Annotated in this window: 19 protein-coding genes; 8 read left to right on the top strand and 11 right to left on the bottom strand. The window is 68.9% G+C overall.

Annotation, left to right across the window (positions count from 1 at the left end; translation table 11 throughout):
- Positions 1 to 78 precede the first annotated feature (78 nt).
- From rimI to ACTWJ5_RS04575, 6 genes are all read right to left on the bottom strand, one after another.
- Complete coding sequence (gene rimI, locus ACTWJ5_RS04600) at positions 79 to 531, bottom strand: ribosomal protein S18-alanine N-acetyltransferase (protein WP_074981865.1); 453 nt, start codon at positions 529 to 531, stop codon at positions 79 to 81.
- Entirely contained in the window at positions 528 to 1337 is an 810-nt protein-coding gene (locus tag ACTWJ5_RS04595) for an energy transducer TonB (RefSeq protein WP_444437540.1), read from the bottom strand. The genes rimI and ACTWJ5_RS04595 overlap by 4 nt, the downstream gene beginning before the upstream one ends.
- Positions 1338 to 1443: 106 nt before the next feature.
- Positions 1444 to 2463: a DUF6160 family protein gene (locus ACTWJ5_RS04590; protein WP_074981871.1), complete on the bottom strand. Its 1020-nt coding sequence runs from the start codon at positions 2461 to 2463 to the stop codon at positions 1444 to 1446.
- Between the two features lie 43 nt (positions 2464 to 2506).
- Positions 2507 to 3052: a DUF6160 family protein gene (locus ACTWJ5_RS04585; RefSeq protein WP_444437539.1), complete on the bottom strand. Its 546-nt coding sequence runs from the start codon at positions 3050 to 3052 to the stop codon at positions 2507 to 2509.
- A gap of 14 nt (positions 3053 to 3066) precedes the next feature.
- A complete protein-coding gene (locus ACTWJ5_RS04580) occupies positions 3067 to 4131 on the bottom strand; it encodes a hypothetical protein (RefSeq protein WP_058071550.1) in 1065 nt (354 codons plus the stop codon).
- Between the two features lie 160 nt (positions 4132 to 4291).
- Positions 4292 to 4897: a hypothetical protein gene (locus ACTWJ5_RS04575; RefSeq protein ID WP_009617406.1), complete on the bottom strand. Its 606-nt coding sequence runs from the start codon at positions 4895 to 4897 to the stop codon at positions 4292 to 4294.
- 191 nt (positions 4898 to 5088) lie between these two features.
- Between ACTWJ5_RS04575 and mksB the strand changes: the two genes are divergently transcribed.
- The 5 genes from mksB to ACTWJ5_RS04550 all read left to right on the top strand — a co-directional run bounded on the left by mksB (position 5089) and on the right by ACTWJ5_RS04550 (position 12598).
- A complete protein-coding gene (gene mksB, locus ACTWJ5_RS04570) occupies positions 5089 to 6366 on the top strand; it encodes an Mks condensin complex protein MksB (RefSeq protein ID WP_009617402.1) in 1278 nt (425 codons plus the stop codon).
- Positions 6356 to 7075, top strand: a complete 720-nt coding sequence (mksE, locus tag ACTWJ5_RS04565; RefSeq protein ID WP_444437538.1) for an Mks condensin complex protein MksE — start codon at positions 6356 to 6358, stop codon at positions 7073 to 7075. The genes mksB and mksE overlap by 11 nt, the downstream gene beginning before the upstream one ends.
- Positions 7072 to 9909 (top strand): Mks condensin complex protein MksF, encoded by a 2838-nt coding sequence (gene mksF, locus ACTWJ5_RS04560; protein ID WP_061560658.1) that lies wholly within the window; start codon positions 7072 to 7074, stop codon positions 9907 to 9909. Before mksE ends, mksF begins: the two co-directional genes overlap by 4 nt.
- A 122-nt stretch (positions 9910 to 10031) precedes the next feature.
- Positions 10032 to 11039 (top strand): iron ABC transporter substrate-binding protein, encoded by a 1008-nt coding sequence (locus ACTWJ5_RS04555; RefSeq protein WP_043313692.1) that lies wholly within the window; start codon positions 10032 to 10034, stop codon positions 11037 to 11039.
- Positions 11039 to 12598 carry an ABC transporter permease gene (locus tag ACTWJ5_RS04550; RefSeq protein ID WP_074981878.1) on the top strand — a complete coding sequence of 520 codons (1560 nt, stop codon included), beginning with the start codon at positions 11039 to 11041 and terminating at the stop codon, positions 12596 to 12598. The genes ACTWJ5_RS04555 and ACTWJ5_RS04550 overlap by 1 nt, the downstream gene beginning before the upstream one ends.
- A gap of 400 nt (positions 12599 to 12998) precedes the next feature.
- On the opposite strand, the gene ACTWJ5_RS04545 is transcribed toward ACTWJ5_RS04550, so the two are convergent.
- From ACTWJ5_RS04545 to hrpB, 4 genes are all read right to left on the bottom strand, one after another.
- The gene (locus tag ACTWJ5_RS04545; RefSeq protein ID WP_074981880.1) at positions 12999 to 15302 is read right to left on the bottom strand and encodes a PqiB family protein; all 2304 of its coding nucleotides are present in this window, start codon (positions 15300 to 15302) and stop codon (positions 12999 to 13001) included.
- Complete coding sequence (locus ACTWJ5_RS04540; protein WP_009617390.1) at positions 15295 to 15915, bottom strand: paraquat-inducible protein A; 621 nt, start codon at positions 15913 to 15915, stop codon at positions 15295 to 15297. Before ACTWJ5_RS04540 ends, ACTWJ5_RS04545 begins: the two co-directional genes overlap by 8 nt.
- A complete protein-coding gene (locus ACTWJ5_RS04535) occupies positions 15902 to 16558 on the bottom strand; it encodes a paraquat-inducible protein A (protein ID WP_043273518.1) in 657 nt (218 codons plus the stop codon). Before ACTWJ5_RS04535 ends, ACTWJ5_RS04540 begins: the two co-directional genes overlap by 14 nt.
- A 118-nt stretch (positions 16559 to 16676) precedes the next feature.
- Complete coding sequence (hrpB, locus tag ACTWJ5_RS04530) at positions 16677 to 19196, bottom strand: ATP-dependent helicase HrpB (RefSeq protein ID WP_444437537.1); 2520 nt, start codon at positions 19194 to 19196, stop codon at positions 16677 to 16679.
- Positions 19197 to 19364: 168 nt separating this feature from the next.
- On the opposite strand from hrpB, the gene ACTWJ5_RS04525 reads away from it, so the two are divergent.
- Genes ACTWJ5_RS04525 through ACTWJ5_RS04515 form a run of 3 tightly spaced genes read left to right on the top strand, consistent with a single transcriptional unit; the run spans position 19365 to position 21191 of the window.
- Positions 19365 to 19781 carry a polyribonucleotide nucleotidyltransferase gene (locus ACTWJ5_RS04525; protein WP_256514227.1) on the top strand — a complete coding sequence of 139 codons (417 nt, stop codon included), beginning with the start codon at positions 19365 to 19367 and terminating at the stop codon, positions 19779 to 19781.
- Position 19782: 1 nt separating this feature from the next.
- Positions 19783 to 20298 carry a DinB family protein gene (locus ACTWJ5_RS04520; protein WP_074981884.1) on the top strand — a complete coding sequence of 172 codons (516 nt, stop codon included), beginning with the start codon at positions 19783 to 19785 and terminating at the stop codon, positions 20296 to 20298.
- 2 nt (positions 20299 to 20300) lie between these two features.
- Positions 20301 to 21191 (top strand): cation diffusion facilitator family transporter, encoded by an 891-nt coding sequence (locus ACTWJ5_RS04515; protein ID WP_370311036.1) that lies wholly within the window; start codon positions 20301 to 20303, stop codon positions 21189 to 21191.
- Here ACTWJ5_RS04515 and ACTWJ5_RS04510 read toward each other — a convergent pair.
- Positions 21184 to 22383, bottom strand: coding sequence for a DUF6515 family protein (locus ACTWJ5_RS04510; protein WP_444437536.1), 1200 nt, complete (start codon positions 22381 to 22383; stop codon positions 21184 to 21186). The two genes, ACTWJ5_RS04515 and ACTWJ5_RS04510, sit on opposite strands and share 8 nt — an antisense overlap.
- Positions 22384 to 22497 lie beyond the last annotated feature (114 nt).

Here is a 22497-nt window from a genome sequence, read left to right as displayed (position 1 = left end):
CATGTCGCGACCTTGTTCTTGTTATTGATCGCCCAGCCTACGCCTGTGCGCGGCGGCCGGATATGGCCTGGATGACGGTCAGTCGAGCAGCGTGCAGGCCATCACCAGGGCGTCCTCGCGCCCGCCCACCGCCGGGTAGTAGCCGCGCCGGCGGCCGATCTCGTTGAAGCCGAAGCGCTCGTACAGGCGGTAGGCGCTCTGGTTGGTCTCGCGCACTTCCAGGAAGCATTCCTGCGCGCCCAGCTCGCCGGCCCGCGCCATCAGGTGTTCGAGCAGGCGCAGGCCGAGGCCGCGGCCCTGGCTTTCCGGCTTCACCGTGATGTTCAGCAGGTGCGCCTCGTCGAGGATGATCTGGATGACGCCGTGGCCGACCTGCTGGGTGCCTTCGAACATCAGCCAGCAGTCGTAGCTCTTCAGGCCGTCGGTGAAGATGCCGCGGGTCCAGGGGTGGCTGAAGGCGGCGTATTCGATCTTGAGCACGGCGTCGAGATCCGCCTCGGTCATCGGGCGGAAGGAAATGGCGTCGGTCATTCTGCGTCCTGGTCCAGCCAGCGTTGGCGCACCCGGCGCATGGCGCGCCACAGTTCGCCCTTGAGGGCGGGTTCGTCGCTCAGCCGCTCCAGGCCGGGGATGGCCCAGGCCACACCCAGTTCCTCGATCTGCAGCTCGCGCAGCATCGCCTCGTCGTCCGCCTCGCCGGCGAAGCGCACGGCGGGCCGGCCGACCAGCCACAGGCAGCGGCACGGGCCGCTGTCTTCCAGGCGCGCGGCGACGAAGCCCTGGACGAACTCGCGGGCCGCCTGCGGGCCCTGGTCCATGTTGCCGCCGGAAAGCAGCGGCCAGCGCACCGGCTCGCCGAGCAGTTGCGGGCTGTCCGGCAGGCCGGCGGCGCGCAGCAGGTCCTTGAGCAGCAGGTAGGCCGGGTCGCGGCTGGCCAGGGGTTCGCCGGTGGGCAGCTCGACCAGCAGCGCACAGGCGCCGGCGCGCAGCAATTGCAGGCTGAAGCGCGGCGGCGGCTCGACCGGCGCGCGTGGCGCAGGCGCCTCGGCTTCGGCAGGCGCCTCGGCGGCCACCGGCGTGCGGGCCTGGGCGGCGGGGCGCGGCACCACCACCGGGATCGCTGGCCGGGCCTCGGCCGTCGGCGCCGGCTTCTCCGGCGCGGCGGCCGGCGTGCTGGCGGTTTCGGGCGCGGCGCTCGGCGCCGGGGCCTGGACGGGCTCCGGCGCTTCCAGCAACTGCGGGCGCGAAGGCGCGGCGAAGGGCAGCACCACGCGGGGCAGCCAGGAGGCGACCTGCATGGCGCCAAGATAGGCGCGACGGCGGGCTTCTTCGATCAAGAGTCCTGTACCTGTGGGCATCCTGCGGGCGCAGGGCTAAACGCAACGGAGCGGAATTGTCGCGTGAAATGCGCCCGACGGAAAGGCCGGCCGGCGGATGGGCCGCTCAGCAGCCCTTGTTCATGCCGACGCAGGTGTCCTGGCGGGGGATGCCGTTGAAGGCCTGGTTGAAGTCGATGTTGATCGGCGAAACCAGGTTGCCGTTGGCGTCGCGGTACTTGGGCATGTTCATGAAGGCGCCCTTGAGCGCGGTGATCATCTGCCCGGTGTCCATGTCGCGCCACTGCACGTCCTGGCTCTGCAGGGAGATGAAGAAGCCCTTGGCGGCGCCGGCCAGGCCGGCCTGGCTCAGGTCGCCCACCGGCAGCGACTGGAACTGGCTGAGCTTGAAGCAGGTGGTGATGCCGAGGATGGCGCAGTTGTTGGAGGTGAACAGCCCGGTGACGATGTCCGTCCACAGCGGCACGCAGCCATTGGTGCAGTCCAGTTGCGAGCCGTTGGTCATGCCGGCGTAGGTGCCGCGCACCGGGTCGCTGGCGCCGCCGGAGGTGACCAGGCCGGCATCCGCCTCCACCGTGCTGCTGCGGTAGATGCCCGCCAGGCCGAGCAGCAGCTGTTGCCCTACCGTGGCCTTGTTGTAGATGGCGTCGGCAGTGCCCTTGATGTGCACCGGAATGTTCCCGGTCAGCGACTGGATGTCGCCGGAAAGCACGCCCTTGGCCTGGTTGAAGCCGATGCGCACGCCGACCATCTTGTTGCCGTCGTAGGCGAACTCGACGTACGGATCGACGATGGTGAAGGGGTTGATCTGCCCGGTCTGGTTGTTGACCGTGCCCAAGGCGAAGTTGTTGATGGAGATGTCCGCGCTGTTGGCGGCTTCGCCGGCGCGGTCGTAGAGGCCGAGCTGCAGCTTGTTCATGTTCAGCTGCGTTTCCACCGTGGCGCCGATGTTCAGCCGGGTGTAGTTGATGCCCGCGGCGGCGTCGGTGGCCAGGTTGATGAAGGCCTGGCCGGTGACGTCGGACAGCTGGCTGTCGCTCAGCGCCCGCAGCTCGGCGTTCGCGCCGCCGGCCAGGCACAGCAGCACGCCGGCCAGCAGCAGGCGCCGTACGGAAAGGAAGGTCATGGGTTTTCCCCCTGGAGCTTGGTCCCGGCCATGCGCGCTCCCCTCATCGGGCCGGGACCTGGAACAGGTTGAGGTTGCCCTGCACGTGCAGCACGCCGTCGACGCGGGCGCTGAGCAGGTCGGTCTGCACCAGGCCGGCATCGGTGCTGCGGGCCTTGTTGGCGCCGGCCAGGGTCAGGCTGACGCCGTTGAAGTTGACGTCCTTCAGGCCGACCCGCAGGACCTGGCGGTTGAAGGCCGCGCCGTCGCCGCCGAAGCCGCTGTTGATGGAGAGGATGTCCACGGTGACCTCGTCGAAACTGAAGGTCCCGCTGATGTTGTCCAGCACCAGGAAGTTGTTGCCGCTGCCCGCCGGCTGGATCGCCACCCGTGCGCCGCAGCCACCCGGGCAGCGGGTGATGCTGGGGGTCTTCTGGATGTTGACCGTGACGCCCAGGCTCAGGCCGTCCTGGCCGACCACCTGGCCGAGGTCGTCGTCCGGCAGGGTGCGCAGTTCCGCCTGGGCGAGCGAGCCGGCCAGCATCGCCAGCAGGGCGACGGCGGCGGTCCGGAGCCGGCGGCGGGGCGGAAGCAGCGGTGGAAAGCTCATCGTGCCGTGCTCCGTCAGAGGTTGTGGGAAGTGACTTTGAGGTAGTTGAAGCTCAACCCGGACAGCTCGCTGCGCCCCAGGTTGACCCCGCCGGTCGGCACCGCGCCGTAGGAGGCCCGGGTGCCGCCGATGTTCAGGTTGTCGATCACCAGGCTGGTGCGCGGCGCGTTGGCGTAGAAGTCCGCGGCGTTGGCCGCGGTCAGCATGGGCAGCTCGAAGGTGAAGTTGCCGTCGGCGGTCACCGACAGCAGCAGCGGCTGGGACTTGCCGTAGCCCAGGGCGACGCTGGCGTAGGCGTTGGTCAGGTAGACGCTGCGCGCGGCCTTCTCCGCCGCGCTGGCGCAGTTGGTGTTGCCCGCGGCGCAGGAGAGGATGTCGAGGGTCTTGGCGTAGAGGTTCAGGCGCAGTTCGCCGACCAGTTGGCTGCGCGCGCTGGAGCCCCACAGGCGCAGGTAGCTGCCGTCCATCGCCAGGTCCTGGAAGTCCAGGGCCAGCACGTCGGTGCGGGTGCCGCCGCTGACCGGCACGGTGAAGTCGAAGCGCGCGCCCAGGTCGACCTTCTCGCTGGCGCGGCTCGAACAGCCGCTGCCGGCGCCGGCGTAGCCGCTGATGCAGGGCTGCCCGGCGTTGTTGGCGATCAGTGGCGGGAAGGCCAGTTCGAGTACGTCGGCGTCGCTGGGCAGGGTGTTGACCACGCGGCCGTCGGCGAGTTGGGTGGTGAGCACCGAGCCCTTGGCCAGGTTGAGCTTGAAGGGATAGGTCAGGCGGCCGATGGTCACCGGCTGCAGGTTGCTGCCGTGGTTGCTGCCGGTGGCGCCCAGGTAGAGATTGCGCACCGCGATGGAGACGTCCTTGCCGTTGGGGTCTTTCAGCCCGGTGATGTTGGTGGTGGCCTTGCTGCCGTCGATCATGGCGTTGTCCACCACGAAGCCGATGCCGGCGCCCTGCACGTCGGACAGCTGCTCGTCGTCCAGGGCGACCATGTCGGCGCGCGCCGCCAGGGCCATCCAGGCAAGGCAGGCGCCGGTCGCCAGCGCAATGCGGGCGGGGCGCGGAAGGCTGATACGGCTGCTGGCCATGGCCACCTCTTGTTCTTTTCTCGTTCGCCGACCAAGGGGCAAAAGCCCTGTCTGCCACTATAGGGAGTCGCCGGCCCTTGCGGCCCGACCCATAGTCGAGAATCGCCTGCTGGCAGCTGGCCGCCGTGTTACCCAAGGTCACACCGGCGTAACAGCCGCGTCAGCCGTGGCGGAACAGCCCGATCAGGTGCTCGGCGATGGCGCCCTTGATGGCCTCCAGGTTCAGCCGCGACTGCGCCTGCAGCTTCGCGCTGTTCAGCCGGTGCAGGTGCAGCGAGGGCATACGCGCCTCGTACTCGCGCAGGTCGCCCTTGACCAGCACCGGCAGGAAGGGCTCGTCGCGCATGCGATAGCGGCGGATCAGCAGCTTCAGGCCGTCCTGGAACGGCAGCTCGGCGGAGCCCACCAGGCGGTGCTCGCCGGGGATCTTCAGGTACAGGCCGCTGTGGCCCATGGTCTCGCCGGGCAGGATGTGGATACCGGTGGGTTCCACGGCGTCGGCGGGGATGTCGTGGAAGGTGTCGAACCAGGCCTGCTCGTTGGGCAGGATGGTGATGCCGCCCTCCTGGCTCTCCGGGATCACGAAGCTGTAGTTGCTGTAGAGCTTCTCCACGTAGGAGGAATAGATGCACAGGCGGTTCTCGAAGCGCCTGAGGAAGTCGATGGCCTCGCTGCGGTCGGTGATGGCGTCCAGGTCCCAGTCCAGGTCGTCCTGGCGCTCCAGTTCGGCCCAGCGGGCCTTGGCGAGTGCGGCGTCGTATGTCATGGCGGCAATTGGCTAGTGGCTGTTAGTCAACTGGCAGAAAACATGCCAGGAATTTCAGGGGGTTAACGCCGCTTTTCAGGACCTTGGCGACATCCCGCACGGCGTAAACTGCCGCGTTTCGTCACCCCTTCCGCCGCGGGCGGACCTTTGCAGTACAATCGCCCCCTTTACCCGTCAACAGCGGCTACCCGATGATCGACCCCCGACGCGTACTGCGCGCCCTCGCCGAACACTGGGCCCTGCTCGAACCGCTCTGCGAGCGCTTCGACAGCGGCACCCTGGCCCTGGCGGAGCTGCGCCTGCAACTCACGGCGCAGCTGCCCGAAGGCAGCCCGGCGGACGTCACCGCCCTGCTCGACCAGTGGATCCGCCTGGACATCCTGGTGCCGGTGGCCAAGAGCCCCAACCGCTTCGAGCTGAACGCCCAGATCCACGACTTCCTCGCCTACCTGCGCCACGAGCACCGCCTGGGCCTGTGCCTGGAGATCGAGGCCTACCTGCGCCACCTGGAGCGCCTGGCCGGCTACATCCGCGACGCCTTCGAAGTGCGCGACGGCAACGACCTGGCGCGCCAGTTGCGCCTGCTCGACATGCGCGTGCGCGACGTGCTGAAGAAGCTGGCCAACGACGAACAGGCGCTGATCGCCGTGGCCGAGCGGGCCAAGACCAGCGACCGGCAGATTCCCCTGCGCCAGCGCTACGCCGAGGTCCTGGCGACCTGGGACGAGTACGTCGAGCCGATGATCCAGCTGGTCTCCGCCGACGGCGCCTTCGAGCAGGGCGTGCGCCGCGTCGAGCAGGTGCTGCTGCGCCTGCTGGGCGAACAGCAGCGCCTCGGCCAGTTGGTGGACGACGACCAGCTGCTGCGCACCCACGCGCGCATCCTGGAGATGCAGACCACCGCCCAGCTCACCCTGCGCCGCGCCCGCGAATTACTGCTGCCGCTGCGCGAGGAGGCGCGCCGGCACAACGCGATCACCCGCGGCGCCGCGCTGGCCCTGTCGGTGATCCGCCGCAAGGGCATCGACGCCGTGCCCCAGGCCTCCCTGCCGCTGTTCACCCGGCCGCAGAGCACCTTCCTCGGCAGCGCCTCGCAGGTGGAAAGCTACGTCTTCGCCCTGGCCCGCTTCGAACCCAAGCCGGCGCATTTCCCCAAGGCCACCGGCAAGCGCGGCGGCGACGGCCCGCGCAACGCGCCACGCACCGCGCGAGAGATGCTCGAGCGCTGCCAGGCCGCCCTGCCGCTGCCGGACCTGATGGTCTGGTTGCTGGAGCAGGAGCCCGAGGGCGCCACCGACGAGCTGCTCTACTGGTTCTCGCGCCTGTCGCGCGACGGCCGCTTCCAGCGCGAGCGCCTGGAGCGCCGCGACTACGATACCGCCCAGCACAGCGTCAGCCTGTGCTCCTTCGCCCTGCTCGCCGCCCCGAGCGGCAAGGCCGACAAAGCGAGCGAACCCCATGCAAATTAATCTTTCCGAACTGACCCAGCTCGGGCCGATCTTCCGCGAGCTGTTCAAGGGCTTCCACATCAGCCGCCGCGACCCCGAGCTGTACAGCCAGTTGTCCAACCAGCAGGACCAGTACCGCGCGCTGTTCCGCTCGCTGGGCTTCGAGCTGGTCTGCGACACCCGTGGCTTCTACTACTTCGTTCCCGAGCAGATCGGCGCCCAGGTCAACAAGACCGCCCAGCGCCTGGCGCTGTTCACCTTCATCCTGGTGGAGCACCTGGCCGACCAGGGCCGCGACCCGCTGGCCGTGCTCGACGGCGGCAGCATCGGCCGCGACGAGCTGCCGCCGCTGCTGGAGAAGTACCGCGACCTGTTCCTGCAGGCCGAGGTGACCACCCAGGAAGAACTGGAAGAGAAGGTCATGCGCCGGATGACCCAGCTCGGCTTCGCCGCCGAGGACAACGGCGTGTACCGCTTCCTGCCGCCGATGCACCGCTTCCTCGACGTCTGCCTGTCGGTGCAGCAGGACCGTGACCTGGCCGCCAGCCTGCACGCCAAGGACCTGGCCTACGTCGCCCCGGCCCTGGCCGAGGAAGACGAGGAGCCGATCGTCAGCCTGGAAGAACCCGCCGAGCCGGCCGCGCCGCTCATTGAAGAAGTGGAAAGCGAGGAAGACGCCCTCGTCCGCGCCATCGCCGAAGAACAAGCCGACATGGAGGCCCAGGCATGACCCAGGAACGCTACGGCATTCGCCGCTTCGCCCTGCTCAACACCGCCGGCTACAGCCTCGGCGTGTTCCCCCTGGAGCAGCCGCTGTCGGTCTACGGCGCCAACAACCTCGGCAAGTCCGCCTCGATCAACGCGCTGCAGTTCCCGATCCTGGCGCGCATGTCGGACATGAGCTTCGGCAAGTACAGCCTGGAAGCCTCGCGCAAGTTCTACTTCGCCACCGACACCAGCTACATCCTCATCGAGCTGGAACTGCCCCACGGCCGCCACGTCATCGGCTGCGGCGGGCGCGGCCCGGGCGGCGGCTTCGGCCACCAGTTCTTCGCCTACCAGGGCGAGCTGGACCTGGAGCACTACCAGAAGAACGGCACCTGCCTGCGCCTGCGCGAACTGTACGCCAGCCTGGAGCGCGCCGGCCTGAAGGCCTACGAACTCAAGCCCGACGAGCTGCGCCGGCTGCTGGTCGGCGGCCACACCTCGGTGCCGCTGGACCTGACGCTGATCCCGCTGCGCTCCACCAGCGAGCAGAGCCTGAAGACCTTCCGCTCGCTGTTCATCAACCTGCTGCACATGCGCGAAATCACCGCGGCCAAGCTCAAGCAGCTGTTCCTCGACGCCTTCGAGCACAGCCTGCGCTCGGGCAGCGTCGACTACATCGCCGCCTGCGAGGAAGCCTTCCGCGACGTGCGCCGCATGGAGGGCGACTACCAGGCCCTGGTCGCCGCCGGCCCGCTGGTCGAGGCGCTGGCCAACGGCGTGCAGCAGCGCGAATTCCTGCGCGGCAAGATGCACCGCCTCTCGCCGCTGCTCGACAACCTGCTGGGCACCTGGGAAGACTACGCCGGGGCGCGCAAGGAAGAGCTGGTGATCCAGGCCGAGCACTACCGCAGCGAGCAGGACGGCCTGCAGAACGAACAGCGCGGCGGCACCGCCGAGCTGATGCGCCTGGAGCGCGAGATCAGCGAGATCCAGCGCTGGATGGGCGAGCTGGCGGTATTGAAGAACCGCTTCGCCCTGGTCGAAGACGCCAAGGTCCTGGAGCAGCAGCTGCTCGCCGCCAAGGACGCCCACGACGAACTGGCCGGCGCCCTGGCCCACTCGCGGCAGTTCTCCAGCGAAGACCTCGACGAGCGCGTGCGCGACCTGGAGAAGCGCGTGAAGAGCGTGCGCCAGCAGCTCGAACACGCCGACAACAACAGCTATGCGCGCCTGCGCGAGGAGTTCTCGCAGCAGGACGTGGAGCGCCTGATGCGCCTGTTCAACGGCGCGCTGTTCAGCCTGCCGCTGGGCGACAAGGGCGTGAGCCTGGACGAGGAAGGCCAGTGGGTGGGCAGCGTCGAGAAGATCCTCGACGCCTTCAAGGGCGAGCGCTTCGAAGTGCCGGGCCTTGCCATCGACCTGTCGCACATCGAGCCGCCGGCGCTGCAGGCCCTGGCCGACCGCGCCGCCCTGCGCGACCAGAAGGAGCGCCTGGAGAAGGAGCTCAAGCAGCTCAAGACGCAGCAGGCCGTGGCCGCCGACCGCAACGCCAGCAAGGCCCAGGCCGACAAGCTGTACCAGGACGTGCTCGACGCGCAGAAGGCCCTGGAAGACTTCCGCCGCAGCGAGACGCTGAGCGCCGAGGAACCGGCCAAGCTGGAAAAACTCGCGCAACTGGAAGCCACCCAGGACGAACTCAAGCGCTCGGCCGACGCCTTCACCGAGCGCGTCCAGCAGCTCTCCGCCAAGCTGCAGCTGGTGGGCCGCCAGCTGGCCGACCTGGAAGCCAAGCAGCGCACCCTCGACGACGCCCTGCGCCGCCGCCAGCTGCTGCCCGCCGACCTGCCCTTCGGCACGCCGTTCATGGAGCCGGTGGACGACTCCCTGGACAATCTGCTGCCGCTGCTCAACGACTACCAGGACACCTGGCAGCAACTGCAGCGCATCGACGGCCAGATCGAGGCGCTGTACGCCCAGGTGCGCCTGAAGGGCGTGGCCAAGTTCGACAGCGAGGACGACCCCGAGCGTCGCCTGCAACTGCTGATCAACGCCTACGCGCACCGCACCGACGAAGCCCTGACCCTGGCCAAGGCGCGCCGCGCAGCGGTGACCGACATCGCCCGAACGCTGCGCAACATCCGCAGCGATTACGACAACCTCGAACACCAGTTGGCGCTGTTCAACCGCGAGATCAACAAGCGCCAGGTGTCGAACCTGCAGAGCTTCCGCATCGTGCTGGCACCGAACAAGGAAGCGCTCAAGCACATCGACCAGATCATCCACAGCGCCGGCCAGTACGAGGAAGGCGAGAACCTCTCGGTGTTCGACCTGACGCAGAGCGCCGAGCAGGATGCGAAGAACGAGGAAGCCAAGGACTATCTGTCGCGCCTGGTGGCGGCGAACAACAACCAGCTGGGCCTGAAGGACCTGTTCGAGCTGGCGTTCGAGATCACCAAGGTCGGCGGCCAGCCGATCGTCCACACCGACATCGACGGCGCCGCCTCCAACGGCACCACCATGACCATCAAGGCGCTGACCAACATGTACCTGTTGCTGCACCTGATGGACCGCGAGCAGGCCGGGCGCATCCGCCTGCCCTACTACCTCGACGAGGCCGCCGACATCGACGAACGCAACCAGGCCGCGCTGCTGGAAACCAGCCTGCAACTGGGCTTCGTGCCGATCCTGGCGAGCGTCAAGCCGCAGGTCTCGGCGCAGGTAGCCATCGACCTGGAAGGCGGCAGCGGGCCCAACGGCATCTACATCGACGAGGCCGACTGGAAGTTCATCCGCCGCCGCGAACTGGCCGTCGACCACCCCGCCGCCACGGCCGAGGAGGCCGCGGAACCGGCCTGAGCGCCCCCGCCGCCGGCGCGCAGCCGGCGGCGGCATTCATGAGCAAGCTATGGAGTTTGGCCGGAAAGGCCAGGTTACATATAATGGCTTGCATTCTCATTGGCGACACCACGGGAGTTTCCATGTCTGTTCGTCTGCTCGCCGGCGTCAAGGGCGCTGTCCTGGCCTGCCTGCTCGGCGGCCTGTCTCTGCACGCCGCTGCCGATCCGGTCACCCTCACCCTGTACAACGGCCAGCACGCCGCCACCGGCATCGCCATCGCCAAGGCCTTCACCGACAAGACCGGCATCCAGGTCAAGATCCGCAAGGGCGGCGACGGCCAGTTGGCCAGCCAGATCACCGAGGAAGGCGCTCGCTCGCCGGCCGACGTCATCTACACCGAGGAATCGCCGCCGCTGATGCGCCTGTCCGGCGCCGGCCTGCTGGCCCCGCTGGACGCCGGCACCCTGGCCCTGGTCGAGGCGCAGAACGCCGGCGGCAAGGGCGACTGGGTGGGCATCACCGCCCGCGCCCGGGTGCTGGCCTACAACCCGAAGAAGATCGACGAGAAGGACCTGCCCAAGAGCCTGATGGACCTGTCCGACCCGCAGTGGTCCGGGCGCTTCGGCTTCGTCCCCACCAGCGGCGCCTTCCTCGAACAGGTTTCCGCGGTGATCAAGCTCAAGGGCCGCGACGCCGCCGAGGACTGGCTCACCGGCCTGAAGGCCTTCGGCGGCATCTACACCAACAACGTCACCGCCATGAAAGCCGTGGAGAACGGCGAGGTCGACATGGCGCTGATCAACAACTACTACTGGTACACCCTGAAGAAGGAGAAGGGCGAGCTGAACTCGCGCCTGTACTTCTTCGGCAACCAGGACCCGGGCGCGCTGGTCACCGTCTCCGGCGCCGCCGTGCTCAAGTCCAGCCAGCACCCGCAGGAAGCCCAGCAGTTCGTCGCCTTCATGCTCAGCGAAGAGGGCCAGAAGGCCATCCTCAGCCAGTCCGCCGAGTACCCGCTGCGCAAGGGCATGCAGGCCGACCCACAGCTCAAGCCGTTCGCCGAGCTGAACCCGCCGCAACTCAGCCCCGCCGACATGGGTGAGGCCAAGGACGCGCTGGACCTCGAACGCGACGTCGGCCTGAACTGATGTCCATCGCCGCGCCCGTGGTCCAGTCCCGCGGCGGCCACGGGCGCAAGGCGCCGCTGTGGCTGCTGCCGCCGGTGCTCCTGCTCGCCCTGCTGGCGGCGCTGCCGCTGTTCTACGTCGCGGCCAAGGCCTGGGACTCGGGCTGGCACGTGGCCTGGGAACTGCTCTGGCGGCCCTACGTGTTCCGCCTGTTCGGCAACACCCTCAAGCTGCTGGTGCTGGTCACCGTGCTCAGCGCCCTGCTCGGCCTGGCCTGTGCCTGGCTGGTGGAGCGCAGCGACCTGCCCGGGCGGCGCTACTGGAACGTGCTGCTGTGCCTGCCGTTCGCCATCCCCTCCTTCGTCAGCAGCTTCACCTGGGTGTCGCTGAGCCCGGCCTACGAGGGCCTGGGCGGCGCGGTGCTGGTCATGGCGATGTCCAAGTACCCGCTGGTGTACCTGCCGCTGGCCGCCACCCTGCGCAACCTCGACCCGTCGCTGGAGGAAAGCGCGCGCATGCTCGGCGTGTCGCGCCGCCAGGTGTTCTGGCGGGTGACCCTGCCGCTGCTGCGCCCGACCCTGGCCGCCACCAGCCTGCTGGTGGCGCTGCACATGCTGGTGGAGTTCGGCGCGCTGTCGATCCTGCGCTTCCAGACCTTCACCACGGCGATCTACCAGGAGTTCGAACTGGAGTTCAGCAACGCCACCGCGGCCATGCTCTCCTCGGTGCTGCTGGCGCTGTGCTTCCTGCTGCTGTGGCTGGAACTGCGCATGCGCGGCCGCGGCCGCCTGGTGCGCACCGGCCAGGGCAGCGCGCGACAGGCCGAGCGCGTTCACCTGCACGCCTGGAAATGGCCGCTGCAACTGCTGCTGGTGGCGCTGGTGGTGATCGGCACCGGCATCCCCATGGCCATGCTCGGCTACTGGCTGCTCACCGGCGCCTCGGCGGCCTTCCCGCTGCTGGAGATCGGCCAGGCGCTGCTGTCGTCGCTGTCGCTGTCCTTCGGCGGCGCCCTGCTCGGCTGCCTGCTGGCGCTGCCGGTGAGCATCCTGGTGGTGCGCTACCCGGGCCCGCTGGCGCGCTGGGCGCAACGCCTGCCCTACCTGCTGCAGGCCCTGCCGGGGCTGGTGATCGCCCTGTCGCTGGTGTACTTCGCCCTGCACTACGTGCCGGACCTGTACCAGACCAGCGCGCTGCTGCTGATCGCCTACGCCCTGCTGTTCCTGCCCCTGGCCCAGGCGCCTATCCGCGTGGCTCTGGAAAAGGCCTCGCCGCAACTGGAAGAAGCCGCCCGCACGCTGGGCCAGACACCGCTGCGCGCCTTCCTGCGCATCACCCTGCCGATCATCTCGCCGGCCATGGGGGCGGGGTTCGTGCTGGTGTTCCTGGATAGCATGAAGGAACTGACCGCCACCCTGGTGCTCGGGCCTACGGGGCTGACGACCTTGGCTACGGCGGTGTGGGTGCATACGTCGACGCTGGAATATGCGGCGGCGGCGCCGTATGCGGCGTTGCTGATCCTGATTTCCGGGGTGCCGGTGTACCTGCTGACGACGCGGGCAGCGCGGGGTGGGCGCTGAGGCGGAAGCGCTTTTCGTAGGAGCGAGCTTGCTCGCGAACCAAGCTCCTTGTGACATAGGTGCGGTGGGACACTCCGCCCCCTCTCCCTAACCCTCTCCCTGAAGGGAGAGGGGACCGTTCGGCGCGGCCTGGCTTTCCCGAGTCAGCCGGTCAGCACGGTAGTTTCCAGTAGAACCCATACTCTCTCTCGGCACGGACAAGCCCCCTCTCCCTTCAGGGCGGGGCGCGCAGCCGAGGGCTGGGGAGAGGGTGCTCTTCGGACTGGGACCATTCGCGAGCAAGCTCGCTCCTACGAAAATCAAAAGCCCCCGAACGTCCCAAGCAAAAACGCCCCGCCGGTCTCCCGGCGGGGCGCTTGGTCTCGGATAAGCGGCGTATAACCGCGAACGGTTATACGCCCTACTCGCCCACCGCCTTCCCCAGCGGAATCTTCGGCGCCCACTGCAGCCACTCATCCTGGTACTCGTCGAACAGCGCAAAGGTCTGCCCCGGCCGCGCCGCGGCGCCCATCTGCGCATTGTCCGGCGTAGCGAAGGCCACACCGCCGGCAAGGATGGTCTCGAAGGACTCGGTACGCACCTTCACCCCCTTGAACAGGCCGGCATCCACCCCTACCCCGCTGGTGTTCCAGAAGCGGCTGCCGGTGCGCACCAGAGGCGCGTAGCGCGGCTCGATGAGGATGTGGATCAGCACCCGGTCGCCCTGCTCGCCCAGTTCGAAGGAAGTCACCTTGCCCACCTGCACCTCGCGGTAGGTCACCGGCACACCCGGCTTCAGCGAGCCGCGGCGGGCGGCGCTGAGGGTCAGGCGCAGGCCGTCGGCGTCGAGCAGGCGGTTGGGTTCCTGGCCCAGCAGCTTGAAGCCGGTCTGCGCCGGGCCCGGCTTGGCCGCCGGCAGCACTTCGATGTACGGGCCGCTGACCAGGGTGCCGAGGTTCTCCGCGCCGCCCAGGCCCAACTGCGCCGAGACCACCCAGAAGCGGCTGCCCTGGCGGGCGATGCTGTCCTGGGCGCGGGTCAGGCGCGCCTTGAGCACCACGCCGCCGAGGTCGCGGCTGAGGTCCACCTGCTCCACACGGCCCACGTCCAGGCCGCGGTAGCGGATCACCGTGCCCTCGCGCAGGCCGTCGGCCGAGTCGGCGCGCAGCTCGATCAGTTGGCCCTTGGCGTGGGCGCTGTCCTCGCTGTCGTAGAGGGCGAAGCGGCGCACCTTGGTGATGGGCGCGGCCTTGGGATCGGGGGTGTCGAAGGCGATGCCGCCGCTGATCAGCGTCTGCAGCGATTCGCTCTTGAACTTGATGCCGTTGAGGTCGCCGCTCAGGGTCACGCCGCTGACGTTCCAGAAGCGCGTCGAGGTGTTCACCAGGGCCGCGTATTCGGGCTCGATGTGCACGCCCACCACCACCCGCTGGCGATCACGGGACAGCTGGTAGCTCTGTACGGTGCCGACCTTCATCTGCCGGTAGAGGATGGGCGTGCCCACCTCCAGCGAACCCAGGCGGTCGCTGGTCAGCACCAGGTGCAGGCCGGGCGCGTCCAGGTTCAGCGGCGGCGCCTTCGGGCGCACGGTGAACTCGCGGGTCGGCTCGCCCTCCTTGGAGAAGCGCACGGCGATGTAGTTGCCCTTCACCAGCGCCTCCAGCCCGGTGATGCCGGCCAGCGAGATGCTCGGCTTGACCAGCCAGAACTCGGTCTTGCCGTTGAGGAAGTCCTCGGTGCGCGGGTCCATGGACAGGGTGGCGGTGGCGCCGTTGAAGTCCTTGTTCATGTCGATGGCCTTCACCGTGCCCACCTGCACGCCGTTGTACATCACCGGGGTGCTGCCGGCGGAAAGGCCGCTGACGTCGTCCACCTTCAGGCGCACCGCCAGGCCCGCCTGGGCGGCGTCGTAGTCCTCGTAGAGGCGGAAGGGCTTGGTCGGGTCGGTGGGCGGGCTGTCCGGGTAGCTGTCCGGGGTGGCGAAGGCGATGCCGCCGGCGGCGATGCTGGCCAGCGACTCGGTGCGCAGCTTCAGGCCGCTGAGGCTGCCGGACAGGGTGATGCCGCTGGCGTTCCAGAAGCGCGTGTGCTTGCGCACCAGGTTGGCGTAGGCCGGCTCGATGTGGATCTTCACCTCGATGGTCTTCTGGTCGTCGGCCAGCTGGTAGCTCTTCACCTGGCCGACCTGGATCTGCCGGTAGTAGATGGGGCTGCCCTGCTCCAGCGAACCCAGGCGCTCGGCCTTGAGCATCAGGTGCAGGCCGGGCAGGCTGTCGGACAGCGGCGGCGGCTCCTTGAGCGCGACGAAGTCGTGGTTGAGCTCGCCCTTCACCGGGTCGACGGCGATGTAGTTGCCCGACACCAGGGTCTCCAGCCCGGTCACCCCGGCCAGGGACACGCGCGGCTTGACCAGCCAGAAGCGCGTGCGCTTGCTCAGGTACTCGATGCTTTCCTTGCGCATCTCGACCACCGCGGTGACGCCCAGGGTAGGCTTGTTCACGTGCAGGTCGATGACCTTGCCCACGGCGATGCCCTTGAAGATCACCTCGGTCTTGTTCGGCTGGATGCCATCGCCGCTCTCGAACTGGATGTTGATGGTCACCCCGGCCTGGTCGTAGGCGCGCCAGGCCAGCCAGGCGCCGATGGCCAGGGCGATCAGCGGCAGGATCCAGATCGCCGACCAGTTGGTGGTCTTGCGCAGTTTCGGGGTGGGGAGTTCACTCATCGTCGTTTTCCGCGTCCGTGTTATCCCAGATCAGCCTGGGATCGAAAGTCACTGCCGCCAGCATGGTCAGCACCACCACAGTGGCGAAGGCGGCTGCACCGAGGTTCGCCTCGATGCTGGCCAGGTTGCCGAAGTTCACCAGGGTCACGAGGATGGCGATGACGAAGATATCGAGCATCGACCAGCGACCTATCCACTCGATGAAGCGGTACATCAGGATGCGTTGCCGCGCCGACATCGGCTGGTGGCGCTGCACCGAATAAAGCAGCAGGGCGATGCCGACCAGCTTGAAGGTCGGCACCAGGATGCTGGCGACGAACACCACCGCGGCCACCGGGATCATGTCTGCGTGGATCAGCTCCACCACCCCTTCCATGATGGTCGCCGGGGTGCCGCTGCCAAGGAAGTTGACGGTCATGATCGGTAGCAGGTTCGCCGGGATATAGAGGATGGCCGCGGTGATCAGCAGCGCCCAGGTGCGGGTGAGGCTGTTCGGCCTCCGCGCGTGCAGCACCGAGCCACAGCGCGAACAGTGCTGCGGCTCCTCGTCGGTGGCGCGGTTGAGCTGGTGGCATTCGCCGCAGGTCAGGATGCCGGCGTCAATGGCCCTCATCGTCGAACTCCCCGGCCAGCGATTCCCACACCTGGTGGCGCGACATGGTCACCTCCAGCCATATCTGGCTGAGCAGCAGGCCGATGAAGCAGGCCAGGCCCACGCCGATGTGCAGCTCGGCCATATCGATCAGTTTGACGATGGCCACCAGAATGCCCATCAGGTAGACCTCCAGCATGCCCCACTCGCGCAGGTGCTGGTACCAGCGCAGCAGTTGCATGGCCTGCGCGCGCGCCACGTCGAAGCGCAGGCTGCAGAGGACGAACAGCTGGCACAGCAGCTTGGCCAGGGGAATCACCATGCTGCACAGGAACACCAGCACGGCCACTCCGTGCATGCCCGAAGCGTACAGGCCAAGCACCCCGCCCCAGACGGTGTCGATACCGACCTGGCCGAGGATGTCGATCTTCATGATCGGCAGGAAGTTGGCCGGGATGTAGAGGAAAAGCGCGGTGAGCACCAGCGCCATGGCGCGGCGCACCATGTGCGGCCGGTGGATTTCCAGCTCGTAGCCGCAGCGCGGGCAGACCGAGCGGTTGCCCGTGGGGACCGGCTCGCGGCGCATCAGCAGGTCGCATTCATGGCAGGCGATCAGCTGCTCCAGCGGCAGGTCTTGCAGCGCACGGCTGTCGGTTTCGGACATGGGGGGACTCTGGATGGTTTGTGCCTATTGTAGACGAGGCGGCCTGCGCGGCGCTGCGCCCGTAGCGCCTCGAAATCAGCCGGAAAACCGCCCGCGGGGCTTGCCGTAGACGGCATTTTCAAGTCTTGCGCGGCTTGGCCCGTGCGGTGGGTTCGGCGATCAGCGGATCGTCCGGCCAGTAGTGCTTGGGGTAGCGGCCCTTGAGGTCCTTCTTCACCTCGGCGTAGGTGCTGCGCCAGAAATTGGCCAGGTCCTGGGTCACCTGCACCGGGCGCTGCGCTGGCGACAGCAGGTGCAGTTTCACCGCCAGGCGGCCGCCGGCGATGCGCGGGGTGTCGGCCAGGCCGAACAGTTCCTGCAGGCGCACCGCCAATACCGGCGGGAATTCGCTGTAGTCCAGGCGGATGCTCGAGCCGGACGGCACCTGCAGGGTGCGTGGCGCCAGTTCGTCCAGGCGTTGCGGCAGCGGCCAGGGCAGCAGGCCGTGGAGGATGCCGGGCAGCTCCAGGTTGGCGAAGTGGGCCAGGCGCGAGACCTTGCCCAGGTACGGCAGCAGCCAGTCCTCCAGGGAGGCCAGCAGGGCCGCATCGCTAACGTCCGGCCACTCGCTTTCGCCCTTGCCTTCCAGATCGAGGCGGCGCAGCAGGTTCACCCGCGCCTGCCACTGGCGCAGTTCCGGGGTCCAGGGCAGCAGTTCCAGGCCCTTGCGCCGCACCAGGCCGAGCAGCGCGCGGCTGCGGGCCTCGGCATCCAAGCCGGGCAGCGCCTCGCGGCTGAGCACCAGTTCGCCGACCTTGCGCTGGCGTTCGGCGCGCAGCACGCCTTCGCGCTCGTCCCAGTCCAGTTCGTCGTGCACCCTCACCTGCTCGGCCAGCACCGAGTCGAACAGCGCCGCATCCAGGGCGGCGGCCAGGTAGATGCGTTCTTCGCGCTGGCCCTGGCGGCTGCCGAGGTCGGCGACCACCAGCCAGGGTTCCTTCATCAAGGCATCAGGCTCGCCGAACTGCGCGGCGCGGCCGTTGGCCAGGCGGTATTCGCCGCCGCCCTCGCGACGCTGGCGAGCCACGCGGTCGGGATAGGCGAAGGCCAGCAGCGCGCCCAGCCAGCGTGGATGGTCGGGGTCGGCCACCGCTTCGCTCGGCTTGCCACGCAGGTAGCCGCGGAACTGCCGGGCCAGTTGCTTGGCCCGTTGTACTGCGCCGCGACTGGCGCGGTTGCCGGCCGACTCTCCGGCGAGCAGCGCCGTGCGCTCGTGCAGGTCGGCACCGGCGCCGCGCAGGATGTCGCGCTCGCCCAGCAAGGCGGCAACGTCGCAGGCCAGGCTGCCCAGGCCCAGCGCCTGGCCACGCAGCAGCAGGTGGGCGATGCGCGGATGCGCCGGCAGTTCGGCCATGGCCTGGCCATGGGCGTTCAGCGCGCCGCTGTCGTTCAGTGCGCCGAGACGCGCGAGCAGCTCGCGGGCCTGGGCGTAGGCCGCCACCGGTGGCACGTCGAGCCAGGCCAGCTCCTCCGGCGCCACGCCCCAGCGGCCCAGTTGCAGCGCCAGGCCGGCGAGGTCGGCCTGGAGGATTTCCGCCGTTCCGTAGGCCGGCAGTTGCTCATGCTGCGCCTCGGACCACAGGCGGTAGCACACGCCCGGCTCCAGGCGCCCGGCGCGGCCGGCGCGCTGGGTGGCCGAGGCGCGGGAGATGCGCTGGGTCTCCAGGCGCGTCATGCCGCTGCCCGGGTCGAAGCGCGGCACCCGCGCCAGCCCGGCGTCGACCACCACGCGCACGCCGTCGATGGTCAGGCTGGTCTCGGCGATGTTGGTGGCCAACACCACCTTGCGCTTGCCGGCCGGCGCCGGCTCGATGGCGGCGCGCTGGGCGGACAGTTCCAGTTCGCCGTGCAACGGGCACAGCAGCACCTCGTCGCGCCCGGCCAGGGCCTCGCCCAGTTGCTCGGCGACGCGGCGGATCTCGGCCTGCCCGGGGAGGAACACCAGCAGGCTGCCGGGCTCGTCGGCCAAGGCCTGGAGCACCGTCTGCACCACCCGCGGCTCGACGAACTCGCCGACCTGCCAGGGCCGGCCCCAACGCAGCTCCACCGGGAACATACGCCCCTCGCTGCGCACCACCGGCGCCCCGCCGAGCAAGGCGGACAGCCGCTCGCCCTCCAGGGTGGCGGACATCACCAGCACCTTCAGCGGGGTGTCGCGCAGCAGCTCGCGGCCATTCAAGGTCAGCGCCAGGGCCAGGTCGGCGTCCAGGCTGCGCTCGTGGAATTCGTCGAAGATCACCAGGCCCACGCCTTCCAGCGCCGGGTCGTCCTGCAGGCGGCGGGTGAGGATGCCCTCGGTGACCACCTCGATGCGCGTCTTCGGCCCCACCTTGCTGTCCAGGCGGATGCGGTAGCCGACCGTCTCGCCGACCTTTTCCCCCAGCTCCGCGGCCAGGCGCTCGGCCGCGGCGCGGGCGGCCAGGCGGCGCGGTTCGAGCATGAGGATGCCCTGCCCGGCCAGCCAGGGCTCGTCGAGCAGCGCCAGCGGCACCCGGGTGGTCTTGCCGGCGCCGGGCGGCGCTTCCAGCACGGCCTCGTGGCGCTCGCCCAGGGCCTGGCGCAGGGATGGCAGAATGGCATCGATGGGAAGGGCATTCATGGCTATATTTCATCCACCCTTAAGCACACGGAAACAACGAACCGGCGATTATAACGGCGAACCACGGCCGGCCCGCCGCAGTCCTATGCAACAAGGAACAGCGGCCGACGATAGAGGCCCCTGCGCCGCATTGATATAGTTGCTCGAAGCCCATTCCGGAGGTCCTAGATGCGTCTTGCCACCCGAGTTTCCTGCGCGGTTCTCAGCGCAACCCTGCTGAGCCAGCTGGCCGCCTGCGGCACCCTGTTCTACCCCGACCGCCGCGGGCAGATCGACGGCCGCATCGACCCGGCCATCGCCGTGTTCGACGCCATCGGACTGTTGTTCTACATCATCCCGGGGCTGATCGCCTTCGGCGTAGACTTCGCCACCGGAGCCATCTATCTGCCGGACGAAAAATACTCCGTCGCCCCCGAGAAACTGCACGAGGCGGTCGGCGCCGACGGCCAGGTGGACCGGACTAAACTCAAGGCAATCATCGAACGCGAGACCGGCCGCGCCCTGCCGCTGGACGACCCACGCCTGATCCAGCGCGTCGGCAACCCGCAGCAGCTGGCCAGCCTGGGGCTCAAGCTGGAGGGCTGACATGCACGCGGCACTGGGGCGCCACCTGGAAAAACTCCTCGACTACCACCTGTGGGCCCACGAACGCATCCTCGAGGCCGTCGCGCCCCTGGACGAGGCCGCCTACCGCGAACCGCGCGGGCTGTTCTTCGGCAGCCTGCACGGCACCCTCAACCACCTCGCGGTGGTCGACCGCATCTGGCTCGACCGCGTCGAGGGCCGCACCTGGCAGTTCACCCGCCTGGACAGCGAGGCCGCGCCGGACCGCGCCGCCCTGGCCGACTTCCTCCGCGAGGGCGTACAGGGCTGGAAACAGTGGCTGGCCCGGCAGGACGAGCGCGACCTCGGCAAGCTGCTGGAATACCGCAACATGGCCGGCCAGGACCACCGCCAGAGCCTGGCCGACATCGTCCAGCACCTGGTCAACCACGGCACCCACCACCGCGGGCAGATGAGCGCCGCGCTCACCACCCTCGGCCAGCCAGCGCCGCTACTCGACTACATCTATTTCCTGCCGCAACGCCAGGACACCCGCTGAACTTGGACAACCAGCGCGCCCGCCTGCTGCACCTGGCCACCAGAGCCTCGCTGGCGGTGGCAGTCACCCTGGTGGTGGCCAAGGCCTTGGCATGGTGGCACAGCGGCTCGGTGAGCCTGCTGGCCGGCCTGACCGACTCCCTGCTCGACGGCGCCGCCTCGCTGCTCAACCTGCTGGCGGTGCGCTATTCGCTGCGCCCGGCGGACGACGACCACCGCTACGGCCACGGCAAGGCGGAGTCGCTATCGGGCATGGGCCAGGCGCTGTTCATCTCGGTCAGCGCGGTGCTCATCGGCTCCCAGGCGCTGGACCGCCTGCAGCACCCCGAACCGCTGGGCGCCACCGGCTGGGGCATCCTGGTGATGCTGCTGTCGCTGGCCCTGACCGCCGGGCTGCTGGGCGTGCAGCGCTACGTCATCAAGCGCACCGGCTCGCTGGCGGTGCAGGCCGACTCGCTGCACTACCGCTCCGACCTGCTGCTCAACGGCAGCATCCTGGTCGCCCTGTTGCTGGCGCACTACGGCTTCCCGCGGATGGACGCGGTCTTCGGCCTGGGCATCGCCGCCTACATCCTCTGGAGCGCCGTGCGCATCGCCCGCGAATCGGTGGCGGTGCTGATGGACGAGGAGCTGCCGGCGGACGTCAGCGAGCGCATGCTCGAACTGGTGCGCCAGGTGCCCGGGGTGGTCGGCGCCCACGACCTGCGCACGCGGATTTCCGGCGATCGCTGGTTCGTCCAGCTACACCTGGAACTGCCCGGCGACATGCGCCTGTCCCAGGCCCACACCCTGTGCGACCAGGCCGTGCTGGCGATCCGCGCCGAGTTCCCCCGGGCCGAGGTGCTGGTGCACGCCGACCCGCTGGAAGTGGTGGGCCGGGAAACCATCAGTTGATGCTGTAGCCACGCCCCTGCAGGCAACTGCCCAGCGCGCCGCGATAGGTATCCACGGCCTGCTGCGACGGCGCGTAACCGGCCATGGCCGGGTCGAAACCGCTCTGCCCGACCGCCCAAGTATGGCACTCGTAGTGGTCCTGGGCCTGCTGCTGCGGGCTCTGTCCGTACATCGGGTAGGCGATCACGTCGTAGGGGTTGCTCGTCGGCAGCGGGGCCTGCGCTACCTGCGGCGGGGGCGGCACCACCTCGTAGGTCTGCGAGGAATTGTCGAACAGGTAGTAGGTACCGGCGGCGAGGAAGTACAGCATGCTGCCGAACCACAGCTGCTCGGCGTAGGACGGCAGGTAGCTCACCCGCACGCCATAGGGCGGCGCCACCACCACATAGCGCGCGCCATGGGGGCGGTACCAGTAGCCGTCGTTGAAGAAATAGTCGCTGCCGCGCCAGGGCACCCGGTAGTAGCCCGAAGGCACGCGGTCCACCACATAGCCCGGCCGCCAATTCGACGGATGCGGCCCCCAGTTGCCGCCCGGGCGACCATGCCAGGCATTGCCGGGCGCGGACGGCGGCCGGCCCTGCCAGGAGCCGCCCCCGGCGGAAGGCCGGCCGGGGCCGTGGTCGTCACGGTCGCCATGGTTGAGGCTCGGCCATTGGGTGGTCCAGTCACCGGGGCGACGGTCGGGCCCACGGCCATTGCCGCCGCCCTGGTTGGGGCTGGACCACTGGGTGGTCCAGTTCCCCGGACGGTGGTCGGAGCCGCGGTCGTCATGACCGGTGGCGGGACGGCCCTGCGATTGGCCGTTCCAGTTGTTCTGGGGTCGGCCTTGCCCCTGGCTGGCCTGGTTGCCCTGCGGACGGCCTTGCCACTGGCCGCCCTGGTTGCCCTGCGGTCGGCCCTGCCATTGGCCGCCCTGGTTGCCTTGCGGACGGCCCTGCCATTGGCCGCCCTGGTTACCTTGCGGTCGGCCCTGCCACTGGCCACCCTGGTTGCCTTGCGGTCGGCCCTGCAACTGGCCCCCCTGATTGCCTTGCGGGCGACCTTGCCACTGGCCACCCCCATTGCCGCCACCATGCCCACCCTGTCCGCCATGGCCGTCCTGCCCGGGCCCCTGGCCTTCGGCGAAGGCCTGGCCGGCGATGGCCAGTGACAGCAGCCCAGCGGATGCCAGACGCCAGATGCCCGACTTCATGAATGCCTCACAGCGGCCTGCCGGCCGACCTCGCTCGTTTGCATGACAGATAGACAACCGCGCAGGCAGCGCATCCCCGGGGCCAGGGTAAAGTCAAGGTAAAGGTCGGCGGGC

It is taken from the genome of Pseudomonas sp. A6, from assembly GCF_052367875.1.
Lineage (GTDB): Bacteria > Pseudomonadota > Gammaproteobacteria > Pseudomonadales > Pseudomonadaceae > Pseudomonas > Pseudomonas citronellolis.
The sequence above is the reverse complement of the archived record's forward strand: the minus strand, read 5'-3'. Positions and strand labels throughout refer to the sequence as shown.

Bases quoted from the DNA above. Each gene is read 5' to 3' on its own strand.
- ACTWJ5_RS04580 (WP_058071550.1), bottom strand. From the start codon at position 4,131: ATGGCCAGCAGCCGTATCAGCCTTCCGCGCCCCGCCCGCATTGCGCTG.
- ACTWJ5_RS04525 (WP_256514227.1), top strand. From the start codon at position 19,365: ATGCGTCTTGCCACCCGAGTTTCCTGCGCGGTTCTCAGCGCAACCCTG.
- ACTWJ5_RS04585 (WP_444437539.1), bottom strand. From the start codon at position 3,052: ATGAGCTTTCCACCGCTGCTTCCGCCCCGCCGCCGGCTCCGGACCGCC.
- ACTWJ5_RS04545 (WP_074981880.1), bottom strand. From the start codon at position 15,302: ATGAGTGAACTCCCCACCCCGAAACTGCGCAAGACCACCAACTGGTCG.
- ACTWJ5_RS04590 (WP_074981871.1), bottom strand. From the start codon at position 2,463: ATGACCTTCCTTTCCGTACGGCGCCTGCTGCTGGCCGGCGTGCTGCTG.
- ACTWJ5_RS04510 (WP_444437536.1), bottom strand. From the start codon at position 22,383: ATGAAGTCGGGCATCTGGCGTCTGGCATCCGCTGGGCTGCTGTCACTG.
- ACTWJ5_RS04575 (WP_009617406.1), bottom strand. From the start codon at position 4,897: ATGACATACGACGCCGCACTCGCCAAGGCCCGCTGGGCCGAACTGGAG.
- mksF (WP_061560658.1), top strand. From the start codon at position 7,072: ATGACCCAGGAACGCTACGGCATTCGCCGCTTCGCCCTGCTCAACACC.
- mksB (WP_009617402.1), top strand. From the start codon at position 5,089: ATGATCGACCCCCGACGCGTACTGCGCGCCCTCGCCGAACACTGGGCC.
- ACTWJ5_RS04550 (WP_074981878.1), top strand. From the start codon at position 11,039: ATGTCCATCGCCGCGCCCGTGGTCCAGTCCCGCGGCGGCCACGGGCGC.
- ACTWJ5_RS04535 (WP_043273518.1), bottom strand. From the start codon at position 16,558: ATGTCCGAAACCGACAGCCGTGCGCTGCAAGACCTGCCGCTGGAGCAG.
- rimI (WP_074981865.1), bottom strand. From the start codon at position 531: ATGACCGACGCCATTTCCTTCCGCCCGATGACCGAGGCGGATCTCGAC.
- ACTWJ5_RS04540 (WP_009617390.1), bottom strand. From the start codon at position 15,915: ATGAGGGCCATTGACGCCGGCATCCTGACCTGCGGCGAATGCCACCAG.
- hrpB (WP_444437537.1), bottom strand. From the start codon at position 19,196: ATGAATGCCCTTCCCATCGATGCCATTCTGCCATCCCTGCGCCAGGCC.
- mksE (WP_444437538.1), top strand. From the start codon at position 6,356: ATGCAAATTAATCTTTCCGAACTGACCCAGCTCGGGCCGATCTTCCGC.
- ACTWJ5_RS04520 (WP_074981884.1), top strand. From the start codon at position 19,783: ATGCACGCGGCACTGGGGCGCCACCTGGAAAAACTCCTCGACTACCAC.
- ACTWJ5_RS04555 (WP_043313692.1), top strand. From the start codon at position 10,032: ATGTCTGTTCGTCTGCTCGCCGGCGTCAAGGGCGCTGTCCTGGCCTGC.